The sequence below is a fragment of the Streptomyces sp. NPDC091292 genome (genome assembly GCF_044757265.1).
Classification (GTDB): Bacteria; Actinomycetota; Actinomycetes; order Streptomycetales; family Streptomycetaceae; genus Streptomyces.
In genome coordinates this window covers 375267-398298 of sequence record NZ_JBIVUQ010000005.1, presented here as the reverse complement: position 1 = coordinate 398298, position 23032 = coordinate 375267, and the positions used below count along the sequence as shown (strand labels likewise).

The following is a 23032-nucleotide window of genomic DNA, read 5'->3' as shown; positions in this document are numbered from 1 at the left end:
CCGTCAGGCGGGCCGGTCGCCGGGGGTGGGCGGCGGATAGCCGAAGAAGCGCTCGAAGTTGCTCGCGTTGAGCGTGCGCGCGCCGATGCGCTGCTGGGCCTCGCGCAGCGCGGCCACGCGGGACCGGCTGGTCTCGGTGGCGTGCGGGTCGGCCTCGCCGGGGGGCCGGCTCTCGTACTCCTTGAGCCGCCGTGTCTCGCGTTCGATCTCCTCCGCGAGTCGTGCGCCCGCCTCGTTGTAGGTGAGGAGGTCGTAGTCGTCGTCGGTCTCGTCGCGCTGGACCGGGCCACCGGGTACCTGGGGGCTGTCCATGTCGTTGCTCATCGGCTGCCGCCGTCCTTCCTGTCGTGCCGCACCGTCCTGACCGGTGCGGGTCGCACTGCCGCACCGATGCGGCTCGCACTGCTACTTCGGCTGAAGCCGGATGCCGCCGTCAAGGCGGACGGTCTCCCCGTTCACGTACGAATTGGTCAGCAGGTGGTGGGCGAGTGCGGCGAACTCCGCGGGGCGGCCGAGCCGCTTCGGGAAGGGGACGCTCTTGCCGAGCGAGGTCAGCACCTGCTCGGGTACGCCGAGCATGGGCGGGGTGGCGAAGGTGCCGGGGGCGATGGTGTTGACCCGGATTCCGGCCGCCGACAGGTCCCGTGCGATGGGCAGGGTCATGCCCGCGATGCCGGCCTTGGCCGCCGCGTACGCCGCCTGTCCGATCTGGCCCTCGAACGCCGCCACGCTCGCGGTGTTGACGATGGCCCCGCGGTCGCCGTCCGCGCCGGGCTCGTTGCGCGACATGGCGGTGGCGGCCAGGCGGGTCACGTTGAAGGTGCCGACCACGTTCAGCGTGATGATCCGGGCGAAGGTGTCGAGCGGATGGGCCGAGTCGTACGCGCCGTCGCGTCCGATCGTGCGTGCGCTGCTGCCGCCGCCCGCGCAGTTCACCGCGGCGCGCAGCGGGGCCAGTGACAAGGCCGTCTCGACGGCGCGGACGACCTGGTCGGGGTCGGTGATGTCGGTGTGCACGAAGGTGGCGCCGATCTCCTTGGCCACCTGTTCGCCGAGGTCGTCCTGGACGTCCATCACGACGACATGGCAGCGCTCGGTCTCCGCGAGGAATCGTGCTGTGGCCGCCCCGAGGCCCGAGGCACCGCCGGTGACCAGGACCGATGAGTCGTGCAGCTGCATGGGAACACCTTTCGCTCACCCGGAGCCTTCGCTCAAGGTATCAATCTTAGTCAGATATGAACAGCGGATCAGTGGAGGGAGCCGCGACGTCAGACCCGGCTGTCCTGCCGGGCCGCCGGACCTCGCTCCTGAGGCGCCGAGGCACCGGATGTGCGGATGGCGGAGAGCGCTACCAGGCCCACCACGGCCACCCCGACGATCCAGATCGCGGGCCCGAGAGCCGATCCGGTGCCCACCGCGAGCTGGGCGCCGACGAACGGGGCGACACCCGCACCGAGGACATTGCCGATGTTCTGGCCGAACGTCGCGCCGGTGTACCGCACCGAGACCGGGAAGAGCTGCGCGATCAGCGTGTACGCGGGCGGCATCAGGCAGACGCCCAGGATGTTGTAGACGACCAGGGTGCCCAGCAGTGCGGGGAGTTCGGTGGCCGTACCCAGCAGCCACAGGAACGGCAGCGCGCCGAGCACCAGCGCCCCGAGGATCACCGAGGTCACCCTGAGCTGTCCGTGACGTTCCGTCAGCAGCCCGGACACCAGCACGGTCGGGGCGGCGATCAGCGAGCCGATCGCCAGCGCCGCGAACACGGTGCCTTCCGGCAGGTCACGGGTGCCGACCAGGTAGGTGGAGAACCAGGCGATGAGCCCGCTGGTGCCGTTGGCGGCAATGGCGACACCGCCTGCCAGCAGGGCCACCCGCCGATGCTTGCGGAACAGTTCCCGCAGCGGCGACTTGACCGGCCCGCCGTCCGCGGACTCCGCCTTGAACTCGGGTGACTCGCTGATGCCGCTGCGGATCCACAGGGCGACCGCGGTGAGCGGGAAGCCCAGCAGGAACAGCAGCCGCCAGCCGTAGTCGCTCATCCAGTCGCCGCCCGCCGAGGAGCTGAGGGCCCACACGGACGCGGTCGCGGCGGCGGTGCCGAGGCTCGCGCCGAACGGTGTCATCGAGGCGAGGAAGATCCGCTTCGACTTCGGCGCCGACTCCAGTACGAACGTCACCGAACCGAGCAGTTCGGACCCGGCCGAGATGCCTTGTCCGAGCCGGAGCAGCACCAGCAGCACGGGAGCCCATACGCCGATGGAGGCGTAGGTGGGCAGCAGCCCGACGAGCCCGGAGCAGAGTCCCATCAGGACCAGCGTGGACACGAGCGCCGGCCTGCGGCCGTAGCGGTCGCCGATGCGGCCGAAGAGGATCCCGCCGAGCGGGCGGCTGACAAAGCCGGCGCCGAACACGGCGAGGCCGGCCAGCAGGGAGGTCGCCGGGTTCGCCGCGGGGAAGAACTGCGGGGCGAAGAACACGGTGAGTACGCCGTAGAGCGCGAAGTCGTAGTACTCGACGAAGGTGCCCGCGAACCCGGCCCAGGCCGCGCGCCGCGCCTGCACAGGGGTCCGGGCCGCCGGTCCGGTGGGGGTGTCCGGTGAGGCGTCGAGGGGTGCGGACTGGGTCATGTGTGCTCCGAATGAAGCGGCGCCCGGACCACATCGGCCGGGCGGAGGTATCGGGACACGAGGCCGGATCGCCGGGACCATTCGGGGGTCTGCGATCCGGCGTCGATCGGGCGCGGCGGCTGACGCACACCGCTCGGATGATCGTCTTCTCACAGTGCCGTGCGGCTACTTGACGGCCCGGACAAGCTATCCCAGTTAGCTAGGTTGAACAAGACCTTGCGCGCAATGCCGGAAGATGACGGGCGTCGACGAACGGCCCGCTCTGGCAGCGATGGAGTCACAGTGAGTTGGTTTCCGCAGGTCCACAGGGTTCTTCGCGCGGTGCGACCGATGAATCGAGCAGGGTTCGGGGTTGACGGATGGTTCTCTCAACGCTTACTTAGTTAACTGGCCGGGAGTGTCGATGACCGCAGAATCACGGAAGAGGACCGCACCTTGCTGACCACACGCTTCACAGAGCTGTTCGAGATCGAGCACCCAGTCGTGTGCGGCGGAATGACAGGGCTCGGGACAGCCGGCCTGGTCTCGGCCGTGGCCGAGGCCGGGGCGCTGGGCTTCCTCACGGCCCTGACCCAGCCGTCCCCCGAGGCGCTCGCCGAGGAGATCACCCGTACCCGGAACCTGACCGACAGGCCCTTCGGAGTCAATCTCACGATCCTGCCGACGATCGAGCCCATCCCCTACGACGAGTACCGGGCGGCCATCATCGAATCCGGCGTCGGCATCGTCGAGACGGCGGGGTCCAACCCGGGGCCCCACCTGCCGGACTTCCGCGCCGCCGGGGTCAAGGTCATCCACAAGGCCACCTCGGTGCGGCACGCGCTCGCGGCCGAACGACTGGGTGTCGACGCCATCAGCATCGACGGCTTCGAATGCGCGGGCCATCCCGGCGAGGACGACGTGCCCGGCCTCGTACTGATCCCCGCGGCCTGCCGCGCGCTCGGTGTGCCCGTGATCGCCTCCGGCGGTATCGCGACCGGCGCCGGACTGGTGGCCGCGCTCGCGCTCGGCGCATCCGCCGTCAACATGGGGACCCGCTTCATGGCCACCGTCGAGGCGCCCATCCACGACAACGTCAAGAAGCAGATCGTGGCCAACACGGAGTTGGACACGGTGCTGGTCTTCCGCGAGTTCCACAACTCGGCGCGGGTGGCGCGCAACTCGGTGTCCGAGCGGATCGCGGACCTGGGCAGCCGGCCCGGTGCCGCCTTCGAGGACATCGCCGACCTGGCGTCGGGCCGGCGCGGCCGGTCCGCGGTGCTCGGGGCCGGGGAGATGGAGGGCGGCATGTGGTGGGCGAGCCAGGCACAGGGTCTGATCCATGACATCGACACCTGCCGCAATGTGGTGGACCGGATCGTGTCCGACGCCGAGGCCGTGATCCGTGAGCGGCTGGGCACAGCCGTGGCCTGACGGCGGCCCACACCCACACCCCCCGGCCGGCACGATAGCCACGCCATAGTTAACTACGTATACTACGAATGTCCATCATTCCCACCCCACCATCATCCACGCGGAGTGCACTGTGAGCGAGGTCCTGAGCAAGGTCCACGGCGTCCAGGCGGCCAAATGAGTCGAGACGGCGACAGGAACGGACTCGAACCGACCGCGGAGTGCGAAGCATTCCGCGACAGGGTGCGTGAGCACATCGCGGCGCATCGGCCGGACATGCCCCGGCTGCCCGGTACCCGGAGCCCCGAGGCCGCCCAGCTCCCGATGTACCGGGAGTGGTGCGCGTCGCTGTTCTCGGCGGGGCTGATCGGTGCCGACTGGCCGGAGCGGTTCGGCGGCACCGGCGCTCATGATCCGCTGCGCGACCTCGTCGTCGACGAGGAGCTGGCCGACGCCCAGGTGCCCCGGCCGATCGGCGCCTGGAATCTCGTGTGCGGCGCGCTGTTCGCGTACGGCACGCCCGAGCAGCAGGGTCACTACCTGCCCCGCATCCGCGCGTTCGAGGATCTGTGGTGCCAGTTGTTCAGCGAGCCGGACGCCGGCAGCGACCTCGCGTCGTTGCGGACCAGCGCGGTGCGGGACGGTGACGAGTGGGTCGTCAACGGGCAGAAGGTGTGGACGACTCACGCCCACATCGCCGACCTGGGCTTCCTGCTCGCCCGTACCGACCCCGGCGTACCGAAGCACCAGGGCGTCAGCGCGTTCGTGGTGGACATGCGCGCCCCCGGCATCACCGTGCGCCCGCTGCGCGAGATGACCGGGTCCAGCGACTTCAACGAAGTCTTCTTCGACGAGGTGCGGCTCCCGGCCGGGAGCCTGATCGGCGAGCCGGGCCAGGGGTGGGCCATCGCGCGCACCGCGCTCGCGCACGAGCGCTCGCAGAGCCTGCGCGAGGACAGCGCCACCAACGCCGTCCGCCGACTCGTCGGCCTCGCCGCGACCCCGGCGGGCGACGGCACCCCTCTCATCCAGGACGACCAGGTGCGCCGCACACTCGGACGGCTGTACGCCCGCTCGGTCGCCGCCGATCTGCTCGGACTGGAGGGGGTGCTCAAGGACGCGGCCGGGGGCACCCGCGCCTACGACGCGCCCGTGGTCAAGGTGCTGTTCACCGAGACCAACCTCGACATCGCGACGTACGCGCTCGAACTGCTCGGGTCCCGGGGAGTGCTGGTCGAGGAGGACCCCGACGCGGTCGACGACGGGCACTGGCAGAAGGCGTTCCTGTTCGCCCGCGGGTTCACCATCTCGGCGGGTTCGAACGAGATCATGCGCAACCTGATCGCCGAGCGCGGGCTGGGGCTGCCGAAGTGAACGGGCGCGACAGACGAGGAGCACAGCGTGCGATTGCCGACTGACGACCAGCTCTCGTTGCGCGAGGTGTGCCGCGATCTGCTCACGGCGCACAGTACGTCCGAACGCGTCCGACGGATCGCCGGTTCCGGCACCGGCCACGACGGCGACCTGTGGAAGCTGACGGCGGACCTGGGCTGGACCGCCCTCGCCCTGCCGGAGGAGTACGGCGGGCTCGGCGGCTCCGCCTGCGATCTGGCGGTGGTGGCCGAGGAGTTCGGGCGGGTCGTCCAGCCCAGTCTGCTGGTGCAGACCCTGGCGGTGGGCCGGGTGCTGGCCGCACACGGCCGGAGTGAGCCGATCCGCCGGCTGCTGGCGGACATCGGGACCGGTGACGCCGTGGTGACGTGGGCGGTCGGTGAGCCCGGCGGCCAGGACGGGGTGACCGTACGGGAGCGGGACGGGACGCTCCGGCTCACCGGACACCGCGACTACGTGCCGGACGCGGCGGCGGCGACCCATGCCGTGCTGCGGGCCGAGGGCGAAAGCGGAAGCCGTCTGGTGGTGGTGCCGCTGCGCCTCGACGCGGTGTCGGTCCGGCCCATGCACACCATGGACATCACCCGCCGATACGGGCGGATCGTCCTCGACGGTGCCGAGATCCCGGACGGCCTCGCGCTCCCCGCCGGGGGGTCCGCGGCGGACGACCTGCTGTGTCTGGGCACGGTCCTGCAATGCGCGGAGAGCAACGGCATCGCGGCGCGGCTGCTGGAGATGACCGTGACCTACGCGGGTCAGCGCACCCAGTTCGGTGTGCCGATCGGCAGCTTCCAGGCGCTCAAGCACCGCATCGCCGACATGCTCATCGAGGTCGAGGCGGGCCGGGTGGCCACCCGGGCGGCGGCCGAGGCCGTGGACGCCGGCGACGGTGTGCCCATGGCGGTGAGCGTCGCCAAGTCGGTCGTGGGGCGGGGTACGGGCTTCGTCGCCACGTACGCCCTCCAACTGCACGGCGGCATCGGCTTCAGCTGGGAGCACGACCTGCATCTGTATCTGCGGCGGGCCAAGGTCAACGAGCTGCTGCTCGGCGGCCCGGCCTGGCACGAGGACCGGCTCGCCACCCTGCTGATCCCGGGCGAGGGCTGACGCCCCGTCCCCCTTCCTGTCGACTGGGCCTGTCCGACCGGTGGTCGGGCAGGCCCAGTCGTCGTGGAAGCGGTGTGATCAGGTGGTTTTCCCTGCGCCGGAGGTGTCGTCCGGCGTGTCGTCCTGCGGCTTGTCCGCCGGGCGGTAGCAGAGGGCCAGGAGCGCCGCCGCTGCCGCCGTGCCCAGTCCGGCCGCGGCCAGCGCGTGCGCCGGGCCCGGACGGCGGCGCAGCAGACCGTCGACCGAGTACCTGCCGTGCCCGAGGGCGGCCAGCCCGACGGCCGCGCCTGCCACGACGCCGGTGTACTCCCAGCCGCCCTTGAAGACGAAGAAGCCCTTGCCGCGGTGGTCGGTGCGCGCCGCGACCGCCATCAGCACGACGGCCGCCGCCGAGGGGAGGGGGGCGGCCACGCCGAGGGTCAGCGCGGCACCGGCGGCCAGTTCGGTCGCCGCGGCCATGCGCGCGTGGGCCGCGGCCGGTTTCAGGCCGAGGCTCTCGAACCAGCCGGTGGTGCCGTCCAGGCCCCCCGGCCCGCGGACCTTGTTCCAGCCGTGGGCGATCAGCATGGGTCCCAGCGTCGCGCGCAGCATCAGCGCCGCGACCTCGTGGCCGGGGGCGCCCACGGGGGCGGTTGCGGGGTGACGTGGTGAGCGCATGGTGTGTCCCTGGGAATGGTGGGCGGGCCGGCTGGGGAGGGGCTGGGTGTCGCGGTCATGGCGGTGGCAGCGGCGCGAAGGCGGGGGGCCGTTTCGCGGTACGGGCGGCCAGTGCCTCGGCCAGATCGGGGCCGTCGAAGGAGCCGTCCATCAGCTTCAAGGTGTGTGCCAGCGCCTCGGAGCGGGGCCGTTCGAGGTCGGCGTAGATCTGGGCCTTGATGGCGGCGTGCGAGGAAGGCGCCCCGGTGGCGGCCAGGTCGGCGGCGTGCTCGACGGCGCGTGCGAGGACGTCACCGGGCTCGGTGACGTGGTGCACCAGGCCGATGCTCGCGGCTTCCGCGGCGTCGATGGTGCGGCCCGACAGCAGCAGATCGAGGGCGTGCGGGGTGCCGATCACGCGGGGCAGCAGCCAGGAGATGCCGTACTCGGCGACCAGGCCGAGCCGGGCGAAGCTGGTGCTGATGGTGGCGGTCCTGGCGGCGTAGCGGATGTCGCTGCCGAGGAGGTAGGCGCATCCGATCCCGGCGACCGGGCCGTTGACCGCCGCGATCACCGGCTTGCGCAGCCGCAGCGCGAGGTCGGGCAGGTCGTCGGGGGGCGGCACGAAGGCGCGGATGGCCTGCGGGCCCTGTTTCAGTACGCCCAGATCGGCGCCCGCGCAGAAGCCGCGCCCTGCCCCGGTGACCACGATGGCGCGTACGGCGGGGTCGGCGTCGGCCGCCCGCAGGGCCTCGGCGTAGGCGGTCGCCATGGGCCGGGTCATGGCGTTGAGTGCGTGCGGCCGGTTGAGCGTGATGACGGCGACGGCGCGTTCGTGACGGACCAGGACCACGTCCGTACTCCCGCCGCCCACCTCGCTCGCGTCGCCCACCCCGCTCACCTCGCTCGTGGTCAACGCGGTGCCATTCGCAGGGCTCCGTCCATGCGGATGGTCTCGCCGTTGAGGTAGTCGTGCTCGATGATCGCCAGCGCCAGTTGCGCGTACTCGTCGGGGCGGCCGAGGCGTTGCGGGAAGGGGACACCGGCGGCGAGGGAGGCGCGGAACTCCTCGGAGATGGTGGCGAGCATCGGTGTCTCGACGATGCCGGGGGCGATGGTGCACACCCGGATGCCGTACTGGGCGAGGTCACGCGCGGCGGGCAGGGTCAGGCCGACGATCCCGCCCTTGGAGGAGGCGTAGGCCGCCTGGCCGATCTGGCCCTCGTACGCCGCCACCGACGCGGTGTTGACGATCACCCCGCGCTGGCCGTGCTCGTCCGCCTCGGTCTGCGCGATGGCCTCACTGGCGAGCGCGAGGACGTTGAAGGTGCCGATCAGGTTGACCTGCACCACCTTGGCGTACAGGCCCAGGTCGTGCACGCCCTTCTTGCCGAGGATCCGCATGGAGGGGCCGATGCCGGCGCAGTTGACGACCGTACGCAGCGGGACACCGCTGGAGGAGGCCGTGACGACTGCTTCCTCGACGGCGGCGCCGTCGGTGATGTCGGTGGCGAGGTAGGTGACGCCCTCGATCGCGGCGGCGTTCTCGATACCGGCCGCGAGGTCGAGGACGAAGACCCGCGCCCCCTGCTCGGCGAGGGCCGCCGCGGTCGCCGCCCCGAGCCCGGACGCACCGCCGGTCACGATCGCCGCGGTGTTCTCGATTCGCATCAGTGCTCCTGCTTCCGCACCCTGAGGTGGCCTCGGTCGTGGTTCTTCAGCGCACGGCTGATGATCAGGCGCTGGATCTGGTTGGTGCCTTCGAAGATCTGCATCACCTTGGCCTCGCGCATGTAGCGCTCGACCGGGAAGTCACGGGTGTAGCCGTAGCCGCCGAGCACCTGGACGGCGTCGGTGGTCACCTTCATGGCGTTGTCGGTGGCCACCAGCTTGGCGATGGCGGCCTCGCTCCCGAAGGGGAGCCCCTGGTCCCCGAGGCGCGCGGCGGCCAGGGTGGTGGCCCGTGCGGACTGGACCGCGGCGGCCATGTCCGCGAGGACGAAGGCCAGGCCCTGGTGGTCGATGATGGGCCGGCCGAAGGTCTCCCTCTCTCGCGCGTAGCGCACGGCGTGGTCCAGGGCCCCCTGGGCCAGCCCGACCCCCACGGCCGCGATCCCGAGCCGTCCGCGGTCCAGTCCGGCGAACGCGATGGCGAGCCCTTGACCCTCCTCGCCGATACGGCGGCGGGCCGGGACGCGGACGTTCTCCAGCCGCACGGTGGCGGTGGCGGAGCCGGTCAGCCCCATCTTCCGCTCGGGCGGGTCGGCGATCAGCCCGGGGGTGTCGGCCGGGACGAGGAAGCACGAGACGCCGTGCGAGCGGTCGTCGGAGGTGCGCGCCATGATCGTGTAGAAGTCGGCGTGCCCGCCGTGGGTGATCCATGCCTTGGCGCCGTTCAGCACATAGCCGTCGCCGTCCCGGACGGCCCGGGTGCGCATCGCCCCGGGGTCGGAACCGGCGTGGGCCTCGGACAGGCAGTAGGCGCCGAGCAGTTCGCCGCCGAGCAGGTCCGGGAGCCACTCCTTCTTCTGCTCCTCGGTGCCGAATGCGGCGAGCGCGTAGCAGGACAGCGCGTGCACGGAGACTCCGACGGCGACGCTGGACCACACCGCCGCGATCTCTTCGAGGACCTGGAGATAGATCTCGTAGGGCTGCCCGCCGCCGCCGTACTCCTCCGGGTAGGGCAGGCTCAGCAGTCCGGCGCGGCCGAGGGTGCGGAAGACCTCGCGGGGGAACTGCTCCTCGGCCTCCGCCTCCGCGACCCGTGGGGCCAGCTCCTTCCCGGCCAGCTCACGGGTCAGCTCGATCAGGTCGACGGCTTCCGGTGAAGGGAGCGTACGGGTAGCGGGCATGGGATTCCCCCGGTCATCACTGGGAATATTGATACGCCAAGCGATACAACAGTATCGTCTGAGGTACGGTAATGCCATGCTTCCCAGAGATGGATCCGTGGGTCCTCTTGCCGGCCTGCGCGTTCTTGAGCTGGCGGGACTCGGGCCTGCTCCCCACGCGGCCATGCTCCTCGCCGACCTGGGCGCCGATGTCGTACGGGTCGAACGGCCCGCCGGGAAGGCGCTGCGCCTTGGTCCGGACGGGGCCACCGACATCGTGCTGCGCGGACGCCGCTCGGTCTTCGCGGACCTCAAGCGGCCGGAGGACCGTGCCCGGGTGCTGGCGCTGGCCGAGCGCGCCGACATCGTCGTCGAGGGGCTGCGGCCGGGGGTCGCCGAACGGCTCGGGGTCGGCCCCGCCGACTGCTCCGTCCGCAATCCGGGGCTCGTCTACGCCAGGATCACCGGCTGGGGCCAGGACGGCCCGCTGGCCCAGGCGCCCGGCCACGACCTCAACTACATCGGCCTCACCGGCGTACTCCACGCCATGGGCCGCCCGGACGGTCCGCCGCCCCCGCCGCTCAACCTGGTCGGCGACTTCGGCGGCGGCTCCATGCTGCTGGTCGTCGGGGTCCTCGCGGCCCTCTTCGAACGGTCACGGTCCGGCGCCGGGCAGGTCGTCGACGCCGCCATGGTCGACGGGGCGGCCCTGCTGGCCCAGATGACGTTCGCCCTGCGCGGCATGGGCCGGTGGTCGGACGAACGCGGGTCCAACCTGTTCGACGGGGCCGCCCCCTACTACGACACGTACGCCTGCGCCTGTGGCGGATTCGTCGCCGTAGGCGCGCTCGAACCGCACTTCTTCGCCGCCCTGCTCGCCGGCCTCGGTATCGACCCGGCCGGACTCCCGGCCCAGGACGACCGCACCGGCTGGCCCGAGCTGCGGGCCCGGATCGCCGAACGGTTCGCCACCCGCACGCGTGACGCCTGGGCCGAGCACTTCGCCGGGACGGACGCCTGCGTGACCCCCGTCCTCACCTTCGCCGAGGCCGCCACGCACCCGCACCTCGTGGCCCGTCGCACCCTGGTCGAGGCGGGCGGTGTGCTCCAGGCGGCAACCGCGCCGCGGTTCTCCCGGACACCGGGCCGCGAACCCGCACCGCCGCGAGCGGAGCGGGAGCCGGACACCGAGGCGGTGCTCAGGAGCTGGGGCGTCCGGCCCTGACCCGGCGCGCTCAGGGCGAGAGGGCGTGGACGATGAGCGACGCCAGCTCGGCGTACGCCTCCGAGTCGGTCAGACCGGTGCGGGTGGCGATCTCGCCGCGCTGGATCTCCTGCATCGTGGCGGCGACGACCTCGCCGACGAACGCGGCGTGCACATCGCGGAAGGCACCGGCGGCCACGCCCTCGGTGACCAGCTGCCTGATCCGGCCGGCGGCGATGCGGGTATTGGCCTCGTAGACCTCGCGAGCGGGCTCGAACTGGGCCATGTCGTCGAGGAACCGCCGGGACAGCGGCTTGAGCTGCTCGGCGACCGCGTTCAGATAGACCACCACGCGGTCGGAGGGCGCCGAGGCGTCCGCGACCTGCTGCTCGATGGCCCGGGTCGCTTCCCGGAAGTAGTGCTTGACCGCCTCGCGGACCAATTCCTGCTTGCTGCCGGCCAGCTGATACAACGTGGTCTTCGAGCAGCGCAGCCGCTCGGTCAGCTCGTCGAGGGTGAAGGACGCGAAACCCTCCGCCGCCAGCAACGCCACCAGCCGTTCGAGCAGATCTCTCTGGCGCGCGGTACGGCGTGGGGACGGCATGATCCCCAGCCTAGCCGCTCCCCCCTTGGCGGGGTGTGGCCGGTTTCAAGGCGGCCAGGGGCCGTATGTCATAGTTAGCTTAGCTGGATTCCGCTGGCTATACTGGAACGGGCCCGTCACGGAGGGCTCGCAGGACAATATCGCCGGAGATGGGGCAGCACGTGCCGGACAGTCAGCGAAACGATCAGCGAACTCCCGTAGCGCGTCGGCGCCTGCCGAAGATGGCCGAGGTCGTCGCCTCCGAACTGCGGCAGAAGATCCTCAGTGGAGCATTGCAGCCGGGCGACTCGCTGTCGTCCGAGTCCTCACTGGTCGAGGAGTACGACGTCTCGCGGCCGACCCTGCGCGAGGCGCTGCGGCTCCTGGAGGCCGAGCAGCTCATCACGGTGCGGCGCGGGTCGCACCGCGGTCCGGTCGTCAGCCACCCGGACACCTCGGTGACGGCCCGCAGCTTCAGCATGCTGTTGCAGCTGCGCGAGGGAACGCTCGCCGACATCTACGCGTTCCGCATGGTCTTCGAGCCGGTGGCGGTACGGATGGCCACCGAGACGGCGACCGACGAGGACCTCGCCCGGCTGCGCGCCCTGCTGGAGGAGGAGCACGAGGTCCGCGGCGACGCCGACCGGTTCCCCGAGGTCGCCTGGCGCTTCCACACCACCCTGGTCACCCTCTCCGGCAACATCACCATGACCGTGCTCGCCGAGACCCTTGAGCACATCTCGAAACGGCACGCACAGGCGGCGCTGTTGCGGTGGGCCGACGGGGACCGGCAGCGGGACAGCGCCTACCGGGCACACAAGAAGCTGGTCGGCCTGATGGAGAAGCGGTCCGGTGCGGAGGCCGAGCAGTTCTGGGCCGCGCACATGGCCGAGGTCGGCAAGAAGCTGCTGTCCAGCACGGACGAACTGTCCATCATCGAACTGATGGAGTGAGCATGGAGTGAGCTGGGCCGACACCAGCAACCGAAGGGGGCCGCCAGGCATGGCGGCCCCCTTCGTCTGTCCCGTGGCCGGTGCGTCAGCCCTTCCCGCGCCGACGGAAGGGTAGAGAGGAGCACTTTGACAACATAGTTTACTATGCTTATTATGAGCAGCCCGTAGCGTCGGACATTGGGAGGGCGTGTTGGAGTTCGGATGGTCTGACGACGACCAGAAGTTCCGGGACGAGTTGCGTGCGCTGATCTCGGCGGAGCTGCCCGACCGCTGGTCCGGCCTGATCCCCGGCGAGGAGATGGCATCGGACTTCGTGCTGAACTTCTGCCGCACACTGGGCGAGCGAGGACTGCTGACGCCCCACTGGCCCGCCGAGTACGGCGGCCGGGACGCGTCGGGATGGCAGTTCATCATTCTCGGCGAGGAGCTGTGGAGCGCCGGCGAGCCGCGCGGCTCGCAGTACATGAACGTCAACTGGATCGGCCCGGCGATCATCAACGCGGGCACCGAACAGCAGCGGGAGTACCACCTCAACCGGATCAGCCGGGGCGATGTGTTCTGGTGCCAGGGCTTCTCCGAGGCGGAGGCCGGAACCGACCTCGCCAACATGGAGACCCGCGCGGTGCGGGACGGGGACGAGTACGTCATCAACGGGGAGAAGCTGTGGACCTCGTACGCGGGTGCCGCGGAGTTCTGCTTCCTGCTGGCCCGCACCGACCCCGAGTCGAAGGGGAACCGCGGGATCTCGGTGTTCCTGGTCCCCACCGACACCCCGGGATTCACCATCGAACCCATACCGAGCGTGCTGGACATCCATGAGTTCAACCGGATGACCTTCACCGATGTGCGGGTGCCCGTCGGCGCCCGGCTCGGCCCGGAGAACGACGGCTGGCGGGTGGTGCGCGAGGCGCTGTCGCACGAGCGGATCGGCGGCCCGCGCTATGCCCGCGCCGCGCTGATCACCGAGCGGCTGGCCGCGCTGGCCGAGTCCCGGGACTGGATGGAGCGGGACGGGGTGCGGACCCGGTTCGCGGAGGCGAAGGCCGCCTGCGAGGCCGCGCGTCTGCTCGTCTACCGGGCCATCGACACCCGGATCAAGAACCGTCCGGAGGACCTCGTGGTGAGCCTCGCCCGGGTGGCGATCGTCCGCTCCGAGCGGGTCGTGGCCGAACTGGCGCTCGACCTGTTCGAGGACGAGAGCCTCGCCCTCAACTCGCCCAGTCGTACGCCGTCCAGGGCGGTCTCGGGCGACGGCTTGAGGATGACGGCGTTGCCCGCCAGCAGTGCGGGGATCAGTTTGACCAGCGCCGATTGCTGCGGGGCGTTCCAGAGGATGACCGCCGCCACGACGCCCACCGGCTCGCGCCGCACGAGCGTACGGAGCCCGGAGGCGTCCACGAGTTCTTCTTCCCAGGGGTGGTCGGCGGCCAGTCGCAGAAAGTCGTCGGTGCGGTCGCCGACGATGTTCTGCAACATGCGCGTGAACCAGATCGCCGAACCGTTCTCCGCGGTCGTCAGCGCGGCCAGTTCCTCGGCCTCGGCCCGGTGGAGGGCCGAGAAGCGGGCGATCACCCCGGACCGCTCGGACGGGCTCATCCGGGGCCAGGGCCCCAGGTCGAAGGCCCGCCGCGCGGCGGCCACGGCCCGGTCCACATCCAGCTCGACGGCTTCGGGAGTGCGTCCGGCGAGACGGCCGTCATGGGGAGAGCGGACCTCGAAGACGCGCTCGGAGCCGGGCTCGGCCCATCGTCCCCCGATCAGCAGCTCTTTGTACTGGTAGTGGCCCGACGGGTGGATGTGCTCGCTCATGATCTCCCCTCGCTCCCGGTTCACCTGCATAACCTAGTTAAACATCGACCCACAGATACCGCAACATCGTTGTGTTAGCGCGTGGCGGGCTGGCAGGTTGCGGCGGGCGCTCGGGGAGGGAGCACCAAGGACCGGGGCGCCGCTTACGGGGTCGTGGGGGCCTCTCCGATCCGCACCTGGTCGCGCGCGGGCCATCCGAGGTGGGTCAGGCCGAGGAAGGCCGTGTGCGCGGCGGCCTCCTGGGCCGAGGGGTGCCAGATGATCTCGACGCGGTTGCCGTCCGGGTCGAGCACGAAGGCGATGGCCGTCTCTCCCGGCCCCACATCTCCCGGCCCCACATAGGTGTGCCCCATCCGGCGGTACGGCCTGCCGCCCGCGGCCTCCACCGCGGCGAGCGTGCCCGCGAAGTCGTCCACGACCAGGCTGATATGGGCGAACCCCGGCTTCGATGCCGGGCGGGGCCGCTCGCCAGGGGGGTGCGGTGACCGGTAGGCGAGGAGTTCGAGCCGGAAGTCGCCGAGGGCGAGGAAGACGCTGTCGAGTCCATCGGGTTCGACGTCCATCAGCCCCGCGAGGCGGCGGCCGGCGGCCTGCCACGGTGTGCCGCGTACGAAGCCGAAGGCGTCGACGTAGAAGTCCGCCATCGTGTCCATGTCCGTGACCACCAGGGCGAGATGCGAGAAGACTCGCGCGGCGCCGGGCATCGGTGCTCCCTGTGGTGTCGTCATGTCCTCACTGTCCGCATGTTCTTCTCCCTGGTCACCGTCGCCTCCGTCGCCTCTGTCGGTACGGCGGGTGGCGTCAGTTCTGCGCCGCAGGTGTCTCGCCACCGCACTCACCGACGATTCCGGGCACACCGTGCTGTACGGCGGCCCGCATCACCGACTGGCCCGCGTCGGCGTCGATCGTGGTCTCGGTCCCGTCGGCGTGCCGGTAGACGACCTTCGGCATCAGCGCCGCCCGAAGGTGAGGACGAGCCGGCCGGGACCGCCCAGCATCTCGGCCGGATGAGGGCCGCGGTCGCGTTCGACGATGCCCACCTCGGTGAGCCGCGCCAGCGTCAGGCGCAGCCCTTCCTCCATGAGCAGCCGGGCCAGCGGCTGGCCGAGGCAGCGGTGCACGCCCCAGCCGAACGGCAGACGGGAGTCATCGGTGACCCGTGAGATGTCGAAGGTGTCCGGGTCCGGGAACTTCTGGGGATCGCGACTGGCGGCGAGCAGGTTCAGCAGGAACCGCGTGCCCTTAGGAAAACGGACTCCACCGAAGTCGAAGTCCTCCTGCGCGATCCGTACGACGAGCTGTGTCACCGGAGAGAAGCGCAGTGACTCGTTGATGGCCGGTCCGATCAGCTCGGGTTCGGCGGCCAGGCGTTCCCACTCCCCCGCCGTCACGATGTCGGCGACGGCGGAGGCCAGTTGCCGGGTCGTCGTGCCCATGCCGGCGAAGATCAGGTTGACGAGATTGCCGACGAGTTCGTCCTCGGTGAGCTTGTGCTGGTCCCGTTGCGCGGCGAGCAGCGCGCTCACGAAGTCGTCGCGGGGGGGTCGTGCGGCGCGCCTTCAGCAGATCGCGGACGTATGTCTCCAGTTCGGCGAGTGCCTGCTCGACGCGTGGAAGGCCGGGTGCCAGCGGCACCGCGGCGAGCAGATGCAGTTCGTGGGCCGCCGCGGCGAACGCGGGGATGTCCTCGCGGGGGAAGCCGATCATCTCCGAGAGCACAGTGATCGGGTAGTACTCGGTGAACTCGCCGACCAGGTCGACCGTGCCCCGTTCGAGCCATGGCTCGACCATCCGCCGGGCGGTGTCGGCGACGAGGGCGCGCTGTGCGCCGACCTTGCGGAAGCTGAGCGCCGCGAGCATCAGTCGGCGGATCGGGTCGTGCCGCGCCCGCTCCATCGTGGACAGCAGGCCGTTGTCGACCCAGCGCAGCAGGTGGGGCCCGGCTCCGAGTCTCGTGTAGTGCTCGGGCCCCGCGGTGTCGAGGTGTGCGGCGAGAAACGCCTGCGAGATCAGGTCGTAGGAGAGCACCTCGACGCCGCGCTTGCTCACCGCGAGCGGGCCGCGCGCCAATGTCTCGGCGAGCACCCCCTTCGGGTCGTCGGCGTACCGGTCGGACCGGAGATCCAGCTCTGGCAGTCCGGCCTCGGAGAGGGGGACGGCAGATGTTGTCGAAGACACCGCAAACTCCTCCGCTTCATATATGTCATAGTTATATAAGCAGAGTGTGGGAGGGTCAACCTTTTGACGGCAGCAGCCGCGTCGGCCGCGCTGGTCCCCGGCACAAACCACGGACACCGGCGCACGCCCCGTGCACATGGCGGCACCGGCAACCCACACCCGACACTGGTCACATCAGCGGTCGGGCGCCCTCGCCGGTTCTCACCCCACCCCCACCCCCACCCCCACAGCCAGACCAGAGGAGAGCATCCACGTGAATGGCGCAGGTTCGGCGGCCCGAGGCATCGGCCGACGGAAGATACTGGCCGTCGGCGCCGCCGGCGTGGCCGTTTCGGCGGTGCCGGGTGTGGCCGCGCAGCCCGCCCTGGCGGGCGAGCGGTCCACCGGCGGCAGGCCGACGTATGTGTACGTCACCTCCTTCGCCAACCGTTCCGCGAACCCGGACAGCAACCCGGACGCCGTCTCGATCTATGTCTTCCGGCTCGATCCGGCGACGGGTTCGCTGACGCCCCTCCAGCAGATTCCCGGTTCCGGTCCGGCCTGGATCGAGATCGATCCGTCCCGCCGCTTTCTCTACGCCTGCCATTCGCTCTCGGGCACGGACACACCGCGAGTGGGCGATGTCGTCGCCTACGCGATCGACCCGCGCGACGGCACACTGACTCTCCTGAACCGGGTGTCCCTGGGCGACAGCGGCCCCGCCCATCTGACGGTCGCACCCGACGGACGGCATGTCGTGGTGGCCAACTACTACTACGGCGAGTACGTCGTCCTGCCCATCGGGAGGGACGGACGGCTCGGTCCGGTCAGCGGCTCTCTGCGCAACACGGGCAGCGGACCGCACCCGCGCCAGGACTCGTCGCATCCCCACGCCGTCACCTTCGACCCGTCGGGCCGGTTCCTGGGAACGGCCGATCTCGGCATCGACAAGGTGGAGATCTTCCGACTCGTGGGCGGTGGGCTCCAGCGGGTCAGCGAGGTGTCGGTGCCGCCCGGCATGGGCCCTCGGCACATCGCCTTCTCGGCGGACGCCAGGACGCTCTACGCGATCGGCGAACTCGACGGGAACATCATGGCCTTCGCCTACGACCCGGCGACCGGAAGCGTGGGCCGTGCGCTCCAGACGGTCCCCACCGCGCCCGCCGACCACACCGGAGGGCAGAGCGGCGCCGAGATCGCCGTACATCCGTCCGGGCACTTCCTGTACGGCTCCAACCGTGGTTCGCGGACGATCGCGGCGTACCGGATCAACGGCTCTGCCGGAAGGCTCTCCTCCCTCGGCTTCGCCACGGAGGGTGTGAACGGTCCGACCAACTTCGCCGTCGACCCGACGGGCCGGTGGCTCTACGTCAACAGCACCCAGGGGAACAGCGTGGTGCAGTTCGCCGTCGACCCCCGAAGCGGCGCACTGGAGCCCACCGGCAACACCACGTCCGTACCCGCCCCCGGCGTGATCGCCTTCCGCACGCCGAACTGACCACGGAAATCGGGCCGGTCGAACCTCAGGAGGGACGGGTTCCCGCGTAGACGACAGGCTTTCCCCGGGGCATTGGAGTGAGCTGCCGTTACCCGTGATCGTTCTGTGGCGTTGAACGGCCTGGCGCGACCGGTTCCGGCGCGTCTTCCGGAGTTCCATAGGAGTAGTCATGCGTATGCGTTCTGCCCTGACCGCGTCGGTCCTCACCGCCGGTGTCCTGCTCGGTGGCGCCGGCGCCGCCCTGGCCAACGACGGTGGTAGTGGGCTTGTTCGCGGCACTGGTGCGCACGCGGCCGAGCGGGCCAGCTTCTCGCAGTTCGCCGGTGTCATCGACGGCGTCGGCCCCGTCTACGCCTCGCACGGCGAGACCGAGCGCGAGTGGGACCACCTGACGTTCCTGGGCATCTTCGGCTGGCACTGAGACGGCGGCCCGGCACCGCTGGTGTGGGGTGCCGGGCCTTCGGCGTGCGGGGCGGTCGACATCATGTCGGCCGCCCCCTCGCACGTGGCCGAGTTGACCCGGAGGCGTCAGGGCCGTCCGACGGGCCCCAGCCGTACGGGGAGTTCGAGCAGTTCGTTCTGTGTCACCGACGCCTTGTTTCGCAGGTCCGCTGCCGGAATCGCCAGGGTCAGGTCGGGGAATCTGTCGTACAGCGCGGCGAGGGCCACCTGTCCCTCCAGGCGTGCCAGTGCCGCGCCGACACACACATGAGGTCCGTGGCCGAAGGAGATGTGGCGGCTGGGGGCGCGGGTGACATCGAAGGTCCCGGCCGTTGGGCCGTGCCGATGCTCGTCGCGCCCGATCGCGCCGTAGCAGACGACAAGGGCCTCCCCCCGTGGCAGCACCGCACCGCCCACGGGGATGTCCTCGGTGGCGAAGCGGATGAGGAAGTTGGAGTTCGGCGCGCTGTAGCGCATCGTCTCTTCCACCACCGCGTCCCAGCCCGCTCGGCCTGCGCGGACCAGGGAGAGTTGCTCGGGGTGGAGGGAGAGATGGAGGACGGCGTTGAGAATCAGACAGACCGTGGTCTCGTACCCGGAACCGATCATCAGCTGCAGGGTGCTGACGATCTCCTCCTCGGTGAACCCGGGGCCTCCCGCACCGTCGTCGATGAGTGCGCTGGTCAGGTCCTGTGCCGGACAGGCCCGGTGATCCTCCATCAGGGCGCGCATCACCCCGGTCAGCGCGGTCTGATTGGCCGTCACCTGGTCGGCGGGTGTCTGAGTCGAGAGAAACGCGTCGAACATGGCTTGCAGTGCGGGCCGGTGCCCTGGCGGGACGCCCATCAGTTCACTGACGACCGTCATCGGCAGCGGATAGGCGAAGGCCGCCTTCAGATCGATCACGCTGCCGTCCAGCGGAAACGCGTCCAGCAGCTCACCGGTCAACTGCGCGATGCGGTCACGCATGGCTTCCACCGTGCGGGTGTTGAGGCCCCGCGCGATCGGGCTGCGCAGACGGCGGTGCTCGGCACCGTCCACACCGAACATGGAGCGGCCGTGGTTGGCCAGTCCGACCAGCGGCCACCCGGGCGGCACGCCGCCGCGGCGCCAGAGATCCCACACCCCGATGTCCTTCACAAGCCGGGGATCGGTGAGGAGTTGTACCGCCTCGGCATGGCGGGTCACCGCCCAGGCCGGCACGCCTCCGGGCAACTGCACCGCGGCGAGCGGGCCGGCCGCTCGCAGCCGGGCGTTCTCGGCCTCGCAGTCCCTGACCAGCGGATCGATGACGATGCGGTCGGCGCTGCCCTCTGCGTGGGCCGCCGGTGACAGGCTCATGCGAGTTCTCCTGACGGTGGTTCCGTTTGTGCTCGGCCGGAGTCAGCCCCTTGGCCGGCGAGGCCAGATGCCCTGCTTGCCCGGCGAGAGGATGCCGCCGGGATCCAGCACGTCCTTGAGGCGTTCCGTGATCCTTCGCTGGACGTGGGAGTTGAAGTCGTACTGGTCGGCGATCAGGTCCATGTGACGGAGGTTGGCGCGGTAGAAGGGATATCCCTCCTTGGCGAGTGCGGTGGCCATCGTCGCGTGTGCCGCGTACGCGTCGGCGGTGGCGCCGGGGTCGCTGGTGTCGAAGAAGCGCATGGTGGCGTGGATGGCGCTTCGACCCATGACGAGGATGCCCGTGGCATGGCAGTCGTCGCCGTATCGCGCGCAGAGTGCGTCCATACGGCGGATCGAGGCGCTGATCTCCTCGCCGGTGAAGGGCACGACGGGTACGAGGTCCACGTGGCCGGTGTGCTCGCCGTAGGGTTTGAACCTGTCGAATGCCTCCAGGCTCGGGACACCGCTCTGGATCATGTCGTCCGTCTGGTCCGCTTTGAGTCTGTCGCAGCCCGCGAAGGCCCGGAAGTCCACGCTGACTCCGGGGGTCGCGGTGAGGGCCTTCCGTACGATCGCGAATTGGGCTTCGACAAGTTCGCGGCGGCCGTAGAGGGCGAAGCGCAGGCCCCAGTCGGATCTGTGTGACTGCCAGTCGGCTTTGCCGTATCCCACGCCGAGGCCCCGCCCCAGAATCGGGCAGTTGCGGATGATGCCTTCCAGCATCAGGGCACGCAGCGCATCGACGACCGGCGCGATGGCGGCGGTGTCGGAGATTCTGGCCCAGCCCGAAAGGTAGTGCTCCGGTTCAGGCATCAGCCAGACGCCCATCTTGGTCACGATGCCGAGGTTGGACTGTCTGAACAGTCCGTCCAGCGAGGGTCCGTAGCTGTGCGGGTAGAGCTGCCAGGAGCGGCTGTGTGTCATCGCGCCCATGCCGGTGCGCAGCACGTCACCGTCGGGCAGTACCACCTCCATACCGCAAGCGCTGGAGGCGTGATCGCCGTAGGGGGTGTAGCCGCGTCCGTACTCCAGGGAGTTGCCGATGACGCTGCCCCAGCCGACATCGGGCAGGGAGGGCCAGAGCCGGTGGCCGCCGGCCTGGAGGTGGTCGTGGAGGTCGAAGAACTGCACGCCCGGCTCGACAAGCGCGTAGGCGAGTGCGCTGTCGACCTCCAGGACCCGGTTCATCCTGCGCAGATTGACGAGAACGGAACCGCGGACTCTGGGCGCGGGGCCTCCGTAGGCGTAGTTGCGTCCGCATCCGAAGGTCCACAGCGGGAAGTGGAACTCGTTGGCGGCGCGTACCACTGCCTGGACCTGTTCGACGGTCGCGGGCAGCACCACGGCCGAGGCGTCGAATTCGTCGCCGCCCTGGGCCCCGTAAGGGTCCCGGTACTCCCGCAGTTCGGCGGGCTCGGTCGTCAGGCCGGCGGAGCCGACTGCGGCCTCCAGCGCACGCAGTGCCTGCTTCCAGGTGGACTGGTCCAGGCCGTCGGGAAGGAGTGCGCTCAACTCGTCACCTCACTGTCAGCGATGCCCGCGAACGCCACCTATGAGTGGCAACGCCACGGTAAGTGCGCATATCGAAGGCTCTCACGACCACGCCAGGCACGCCCCGCGTGTGTCGCTTGCCCGGAATGCGCTGGGAGGGTTCGGGGGGCGGTCGGTGGTGGTGATGTCTGGCGTTGTCTGGTGATGTCCCTTCAGACATGGCCGGATTGCGGCAACAAACACACCATGCTCGAATGGTGACGGTACGTGTCTGTCTGGGCACATGCCTCGTCGTCACGGCATGGAGATGCCGCCTGAGGCTGCGCTCGGCCACGGTCGGTACCACGACCCCGCACGCGGGGGTCCGAACGAGGTGGAAGGAACGGCGACGTGGATCTGACGTACTGGCTCGGTCAGGCAGTGCAGGAGATCCAGGAGTGGGCCGACGATTGGGAAGCCTTCGACCCGCACCCCGCCATGGCCGTGGATGACGCCGCGCTCCACGAGGCCTTCGGTGAACTCACCGGGCGCCTGGCGGGAAGCTATCCCTTCTTCCACCCGTACTACGCGGGCCAGATGCTCAAGCCCGCACATCCGGTCGCGGTCGTCGGCTACCTCGCGGCCATGCTCATCAACCCCAACAACCATGCCCTGGACGGCGGTCCCGCCACCTCCGCACTGGAGGAGGAGGCGGTGGGCGAACTCGCGGCCATGTTCGGCCTCGACCCCTTCCTGGGGCATCTGACCAGCAGCGGAACCGTTGCGAACCTGGAGGCCCTGTTCGTCGCCCGGCAGTGCCACCCCGGCCGGGCCATCGCCTTCAGCTCCGAAGCCCACTACACCCACGCCCGCATGTGCCGCCTCCTCGGTGTACCCACCCGTACCGTGGCCGTCGACAAGAGCGGGTGCATGGACCTCGACGCACTGGCGGCGCTTCTCGCCACCGGTGAGATCGGCACTGTCGTCGCAACCGCCGGCACCACCAGCCTGGGCGCGGTCGACCCCGTGCACGACATCCTCGACCTCGCTCGCCGCCACGGCGCCCGCGTCCACGTGGACGCCGCCTACGGCGGGTTCTTCACCCTCCTCGCCCAGGACGAGCAGAGCCGGCTCGTACCTCCCGACCCCTGGCGCGCGATCCCGCGGTGCGACTCGGTCGTAGTCGATCCGCACAAACACGGACTCCAGCCCTACGGGTGCGGCGCCGTGCTGTTCAGCGACCCCTCGGTGGCTCGCTTCTACGACCACGACTCCCCGTACACGTATTTCACGTCACCCGACAGACACCTGGGCGAGATCAGCCTCGAATGCTCCCGGTCAGGTGCCGCCGCAGCCGCACTGTGGCTGACTCAGAAACTGCTGCCGCTCACCGCGCAGAGGCTGGGGGCGTGTCTCGCCGCGGGGCGTCGCGCCGCCCTGCACTGGGCCGACCTCATCCGCACCTCCGAGCACCTAGATCTGTCCAGCCACCGGCCCTCGACATCGTCACCTACTTCCCGCGTACGCGCCCTGCGGCGCTGAGCGC

23 protein-coding genes and 1 pseudogene are annotated in these 23032 nt (G+C 70.3%); 10 read left to right on the top strand and 14 right to left on the bottom strand.

Features of this window, described 5'->3' with window-relative positions:
* Positions 1 to 3: 3 nt before the first annotated feature.
* From ACIQNU_RS18175 to ACIQNU_RS18165, 3 genes are all read right to left on the bottom strand, one after another.
* Positions 4 to 324: a hypothetical protein gene (locus tag ACIQNU_RS18175; protein ID WP_401367021.1), complete on the bottom strand. Its 321-nt coding sequence runs from the start codon at positions 322 to 324 to the stop codon at positions 4 to 6.
* Positions 325 to 405: 81 nt separating this feature from the next.
* A complete protein-coding gene (locus ACIQNU_RS18170; RefSeq protein ID WP_401367019.1) occupies positions 406 to 1179 on the bottom strand; it encodes an SDR family NAD(P)-dependent oxidoreductase in 774 nt (257 codons plus the stop codon).
* A gap of 89 nt (positions 1180 to 1268) precedes the next feature.
* Positions 1269 to 2630, bottom strand: a complete 1362-nt coding sequence (locus tag ACIQNU_RS18165; RefSeq protein WP_401367018.1) for an MFS transporter — start codon at positions 2628 to 2630, stop codon at positions 1269 to 1271.
* Between the two features lie 435 nt (positions 2631 to 3065).
* Between ACIQNU_RS18165 and ACIQNU_RS18160 the strand changes: the two genes are divergently transcribed.
* The 3 genes from ACIQNU_RS18160 (at position 3066) to ACIQNU_RS18150 (ending at position 6521) form a co-directional block, all read left to right on the top strand.
* A complete protein-coding gene (locus ACIQNU_RS18160; protein ID WP_401367016.1) occupies positions 3066 to 4043 on the top strand; it encodes an NAD(P)H-dependent flavin oxidoreductase in 978 nt (325 codons plus the stop codon).
* A gap of 156 nt (positions 4044 to 4199) precedes the next feature.
* The gene (locus ACIQNU_RS18155) at positions 4200 to 5396 is read left to right on the top strand and encodes an acyl-CoA dehydrogenase family protein (RefSeq protein ID WP_401367014.1); all 1197 of its coding nucleotides are present in this window, start codon (positions 4200 to 4202) and stop codon (positions 5394 to 5396) included.
* Positions 5397 to 5423: 27 nt separating this feature from the next.
* A complete protein-coding gene (locus ACIQNU_RS18150) occupies positions 5424 to 6521 on the top strand; it encodes an acyl-CoA dehydrogenase family protein (protein ID WP_401367012.1) in 1098 nt (365 codons plus the stop codon).
* Between the two features lie 78 nt (positions 6522 to 6599).
* On the opposite strand, the gene ACIQNU_RS18145 is transcribed toward ACIQNU_RS18150, so the two are convergent.
* The 4 genes from ACIQNU_RS18145 to ACIQNU_RS18130 are packed head-to-tail and all read right to left on the bottom strand — an operon-like array spanning position 6600 to position 10009.
* Positions 6600 to 7178: a DoxX family protein gene (locus ACIQNU_RS18145; RefSeq protein ID WP_401367010.1), complete on the bottom strand. Its 579-nt coding sequence runs from the start codon at positions 7176 to 7178 to the stop codon at positions 6600 to 6602.
* A 55-nt stretch (positions 7179 to 7233) separates the two neighbouring features.
* Positions 7234 to 8073: an enoyl-CoA hydratase-related protein gene (locus ACIQNU_RS18140; protein WP_401367008.1), complete on the bottom strand. Its 840-nt coding sequence runs from the start codon at positions 8071 to 8073 to the stop codon at positions 7234 to 7236.
* Positions 8070 to 8828, bottom strand: a complete 759-nt coding sequence (locus ACIQNU_RS18135) for an SDR family NAD(P)-dependent oxidoreductase (protein ID WP_401367006.1) — start codon at positions 8826 to 8828, stop codon at positions 8070 to 8072. The genes ACIQNU_RS18140 and ACIQNU_RS18135 overlap by 4 nt, the downstream gene beginning before the upstream one ends.
* The gene (locus ACIQNU_RS18130; RefSeq protein ID WP_401367004.1) at positions 8828 to 10009 is read right to left on the bottom strand and encodes an acyl-CoA dehydrogenase family protein; all 1182 of its coding nucleotides are present in this window, start codon (positions 10007 to 10009) and stop codon (positions 8828 to 8830) included. Before ACIQNU_RS18130 ends, ACIQNU_RS18135 begins: the two co-directional genes overlap by 1 nt.
* 76 nt (positions 10010 to 10085) lie before the next feature.
* Between ACIQNU_RS18130 and ACIQNU_RS18125 the strand changes: the two genes are divergently transcribed.
* A complete protein-coding gene (locus ACIQNU_RS18125; protein WP_401367003.1) occupies positions 10086 to 11213 on the top strand; it encodes a CaiB/BaiF CoA transferase family protein in 1128 nt (375 codons plus the stop codon).
* Between the two features lie 10 nt (positions 11214 to 11223).
* Here the strand turns inward: ACIQNU_RS18125 and ACIQNU_RS18120 are convergent, their stop codons facing one another.
* Complete coding sequence (locus ACIQNU_RS18120) at positions 11224 to 11796, bottom strand: TetR/AcrR family transcriptional regulator (RefSeq protein ID WP_401367001.1); 573 nt, start codon at positions 11794 to 11796, stop codon at positions 11224 to 11226.
* A gap of 221 nt (positions 11797 to 12017) precedes the next feature.
* Between ACIQNU_RS18120 and ACIQNU_RS18115 the strand changes: the two genes are divergently transcribed.
* A complete protein-coding gene (locus ACIQNU_RS18115) occupies positions 12018 to 12728 on the top strand; it encodes a FadR/GntR family transcriptional regulator (protein ID WP_401367000.1) in 711 nt (236 codons plus the stop codon).
* A gap of 187 nt (positions 12729 to 12915) precedes the next feature.
* Positions 12916 to 13905, top strand: a pseudogene (locus tag ACIQNU_RS18110) (acyl-CoA dehydrogenase family protein); the annotation flags it as partial.
* Here ACIQNU_RS18110 and ACIQNU_RS18105 read toward each other — a convergent pair.
* The 4 genes from ACIQNU_RS18105 to ACIQNU_RS18090 form a co-directional block, all read right to left on the bottom strand.
* Positions 13800 to 14537 (bottom strand): aldehyde dehydrogenase family protein, encoded by a 738-nt coding sequence (locus ACIQNU_RS18105; protein ID WP_401367126.1) that lies wholly within the window; start codon positions 14535 to 14537, stop codon positions 13800 to 13802. The pseudogene ACIQNU_RS18110 and the gene ACIQNU_RS18105 sit on opposite strands and share 106 nt — an antisense overlap.
* A gap of 143 nt (positions 14538 to 14680) precedes the next feature.
* Positions 14681 to 15265: a VOC family protein gene (locus tag ACIQNU_RS18100; RefSeq protein ID WP_401366998.1), complete on the bottom strand. Its 585-nt coding sequence runs from the start codon at positions 15263 to 15265 to the stop codon at positions 14681 to 14683.
* Between the two features lie 73 nt (positions 15266 to 15338).
* A complete protein-coding gene (locus ACIQNU_RS18095; RefSeq protein WP_401366997.1) occupies positions 15339 to 15488 on the bottom strand; it encodes a hypothetical protein in 150 nt (49 codons plus the stop codon).
* Positions 15488 to 16063, bottom strand: coding sequence for a cytochrome P450 (locus tag ACIQNU_RS18090; protein ID WP_401366995.1), 576 nt, complete (start codon positions 16061 to 16063; stop codon positions 15488 to 15490). Before ACIQNU_RS18090 ends, ACIQNU_RS18095 begins: the two co-directional genes overlap by 1 nt.
* Positions 16064 to 16184: 121 nt before the next feature.
* On the opposite strand from ACIQNU_RS18090, the gene ACIQNU_RS18085 reads away from it, so the two are divergent.
* From ACIQNU_RS18085 to ACIQNU_RS18075, 3 genes are all read left to right on the top strand, one after another.
* Complete coding sequence (locus ACIQNU_RS18085) at positions 16185 to 16754, top strand: hypothetical protein (RefSeq protein WP_401366993.1); 570 nt, start codon at positions 16185 to 16187, stop codon at positions 16752 to 16754.
* Positions 16755 to 16968: 214 nt separating this feature from the next.
* Positions 16969 to 18192 carry a lactonase family protein gene (locus tag ACIQNU_RS18080; protein WP_401366992.1) on the top strand — a complete coding sequence of 408 codons (1224 nt, stop codon included), beginning with the start codon at positions 16969 to 16971 and terminating at the stop codon, positions 18190 to 18192.
* A 169-nt stretch (positions 18193 to 18361) separates the two neighbouring features.
* A complete protein-coding gene (locus tag ACIQNU_RS18075; protein ID WP_401366991.1) occupies positions 18362 to 18613 on the top strand; it encodes a hypothetical protein in 252 nt (83 codons plus the stop codon).
* A 107-nt stretch (positions 18614 to 18720) separates the two neighbouring features.
* Here ACIQNU_RS18075 and ACIQNU_RS18070 read toward each other — a convergent pair whose 3' ends face one another.
* Both ACIQNU_RS18070 and ACIQNU_RS18065 read right to left on the bottom strand, forming a co-directional pair.
* Positions 18721 to 19974 carry a cytochrome P450 gene (locus ACIQNU_RS18070; protein WP_401366989.1) on the bottom strand — a complete coding sequence of 418 codons (1254 nt, stop codon included), beginning with the start codon at positions 19972 to 19974 and terminating at the stop codon, positions 18721 to 18723.
* Positions 19975 to 20016: 42 nt separating this feature from the next.
* Positions 20017 to 21528 (bottom strand): FAD-binding oxidoreductase, encoded by a 1512-nt coding sequence (locus tag ACIQNU_RS18065; RefSeq protein ID WP_401366988.1) that lies wholly within the window; start codon positions 21526 to 21528, stop codon positions 20017 to 20019.
* Between the two features lie 369 nt (positions 21529 to 21897).
* Here ACIQNU_RS18065 and ACIQNU_RS18060 point away from each other — a divergent pair, with 369 nt between their 5' ends.
* On the top strand, positions 21898 to 23028 hold the full coding sequence (locus tag ACIQNU_RS18060) for a pyridoxal phosphate-dependent decarboxylase family protein (RefSeq protein WP_401366986.1): 1131 nt from the start codon (positions 21898 to 21900) through the stop codon (positions 23026 to 23028).
* Positions 23029 to 23032: the final 4 nt, after the last annotated feature.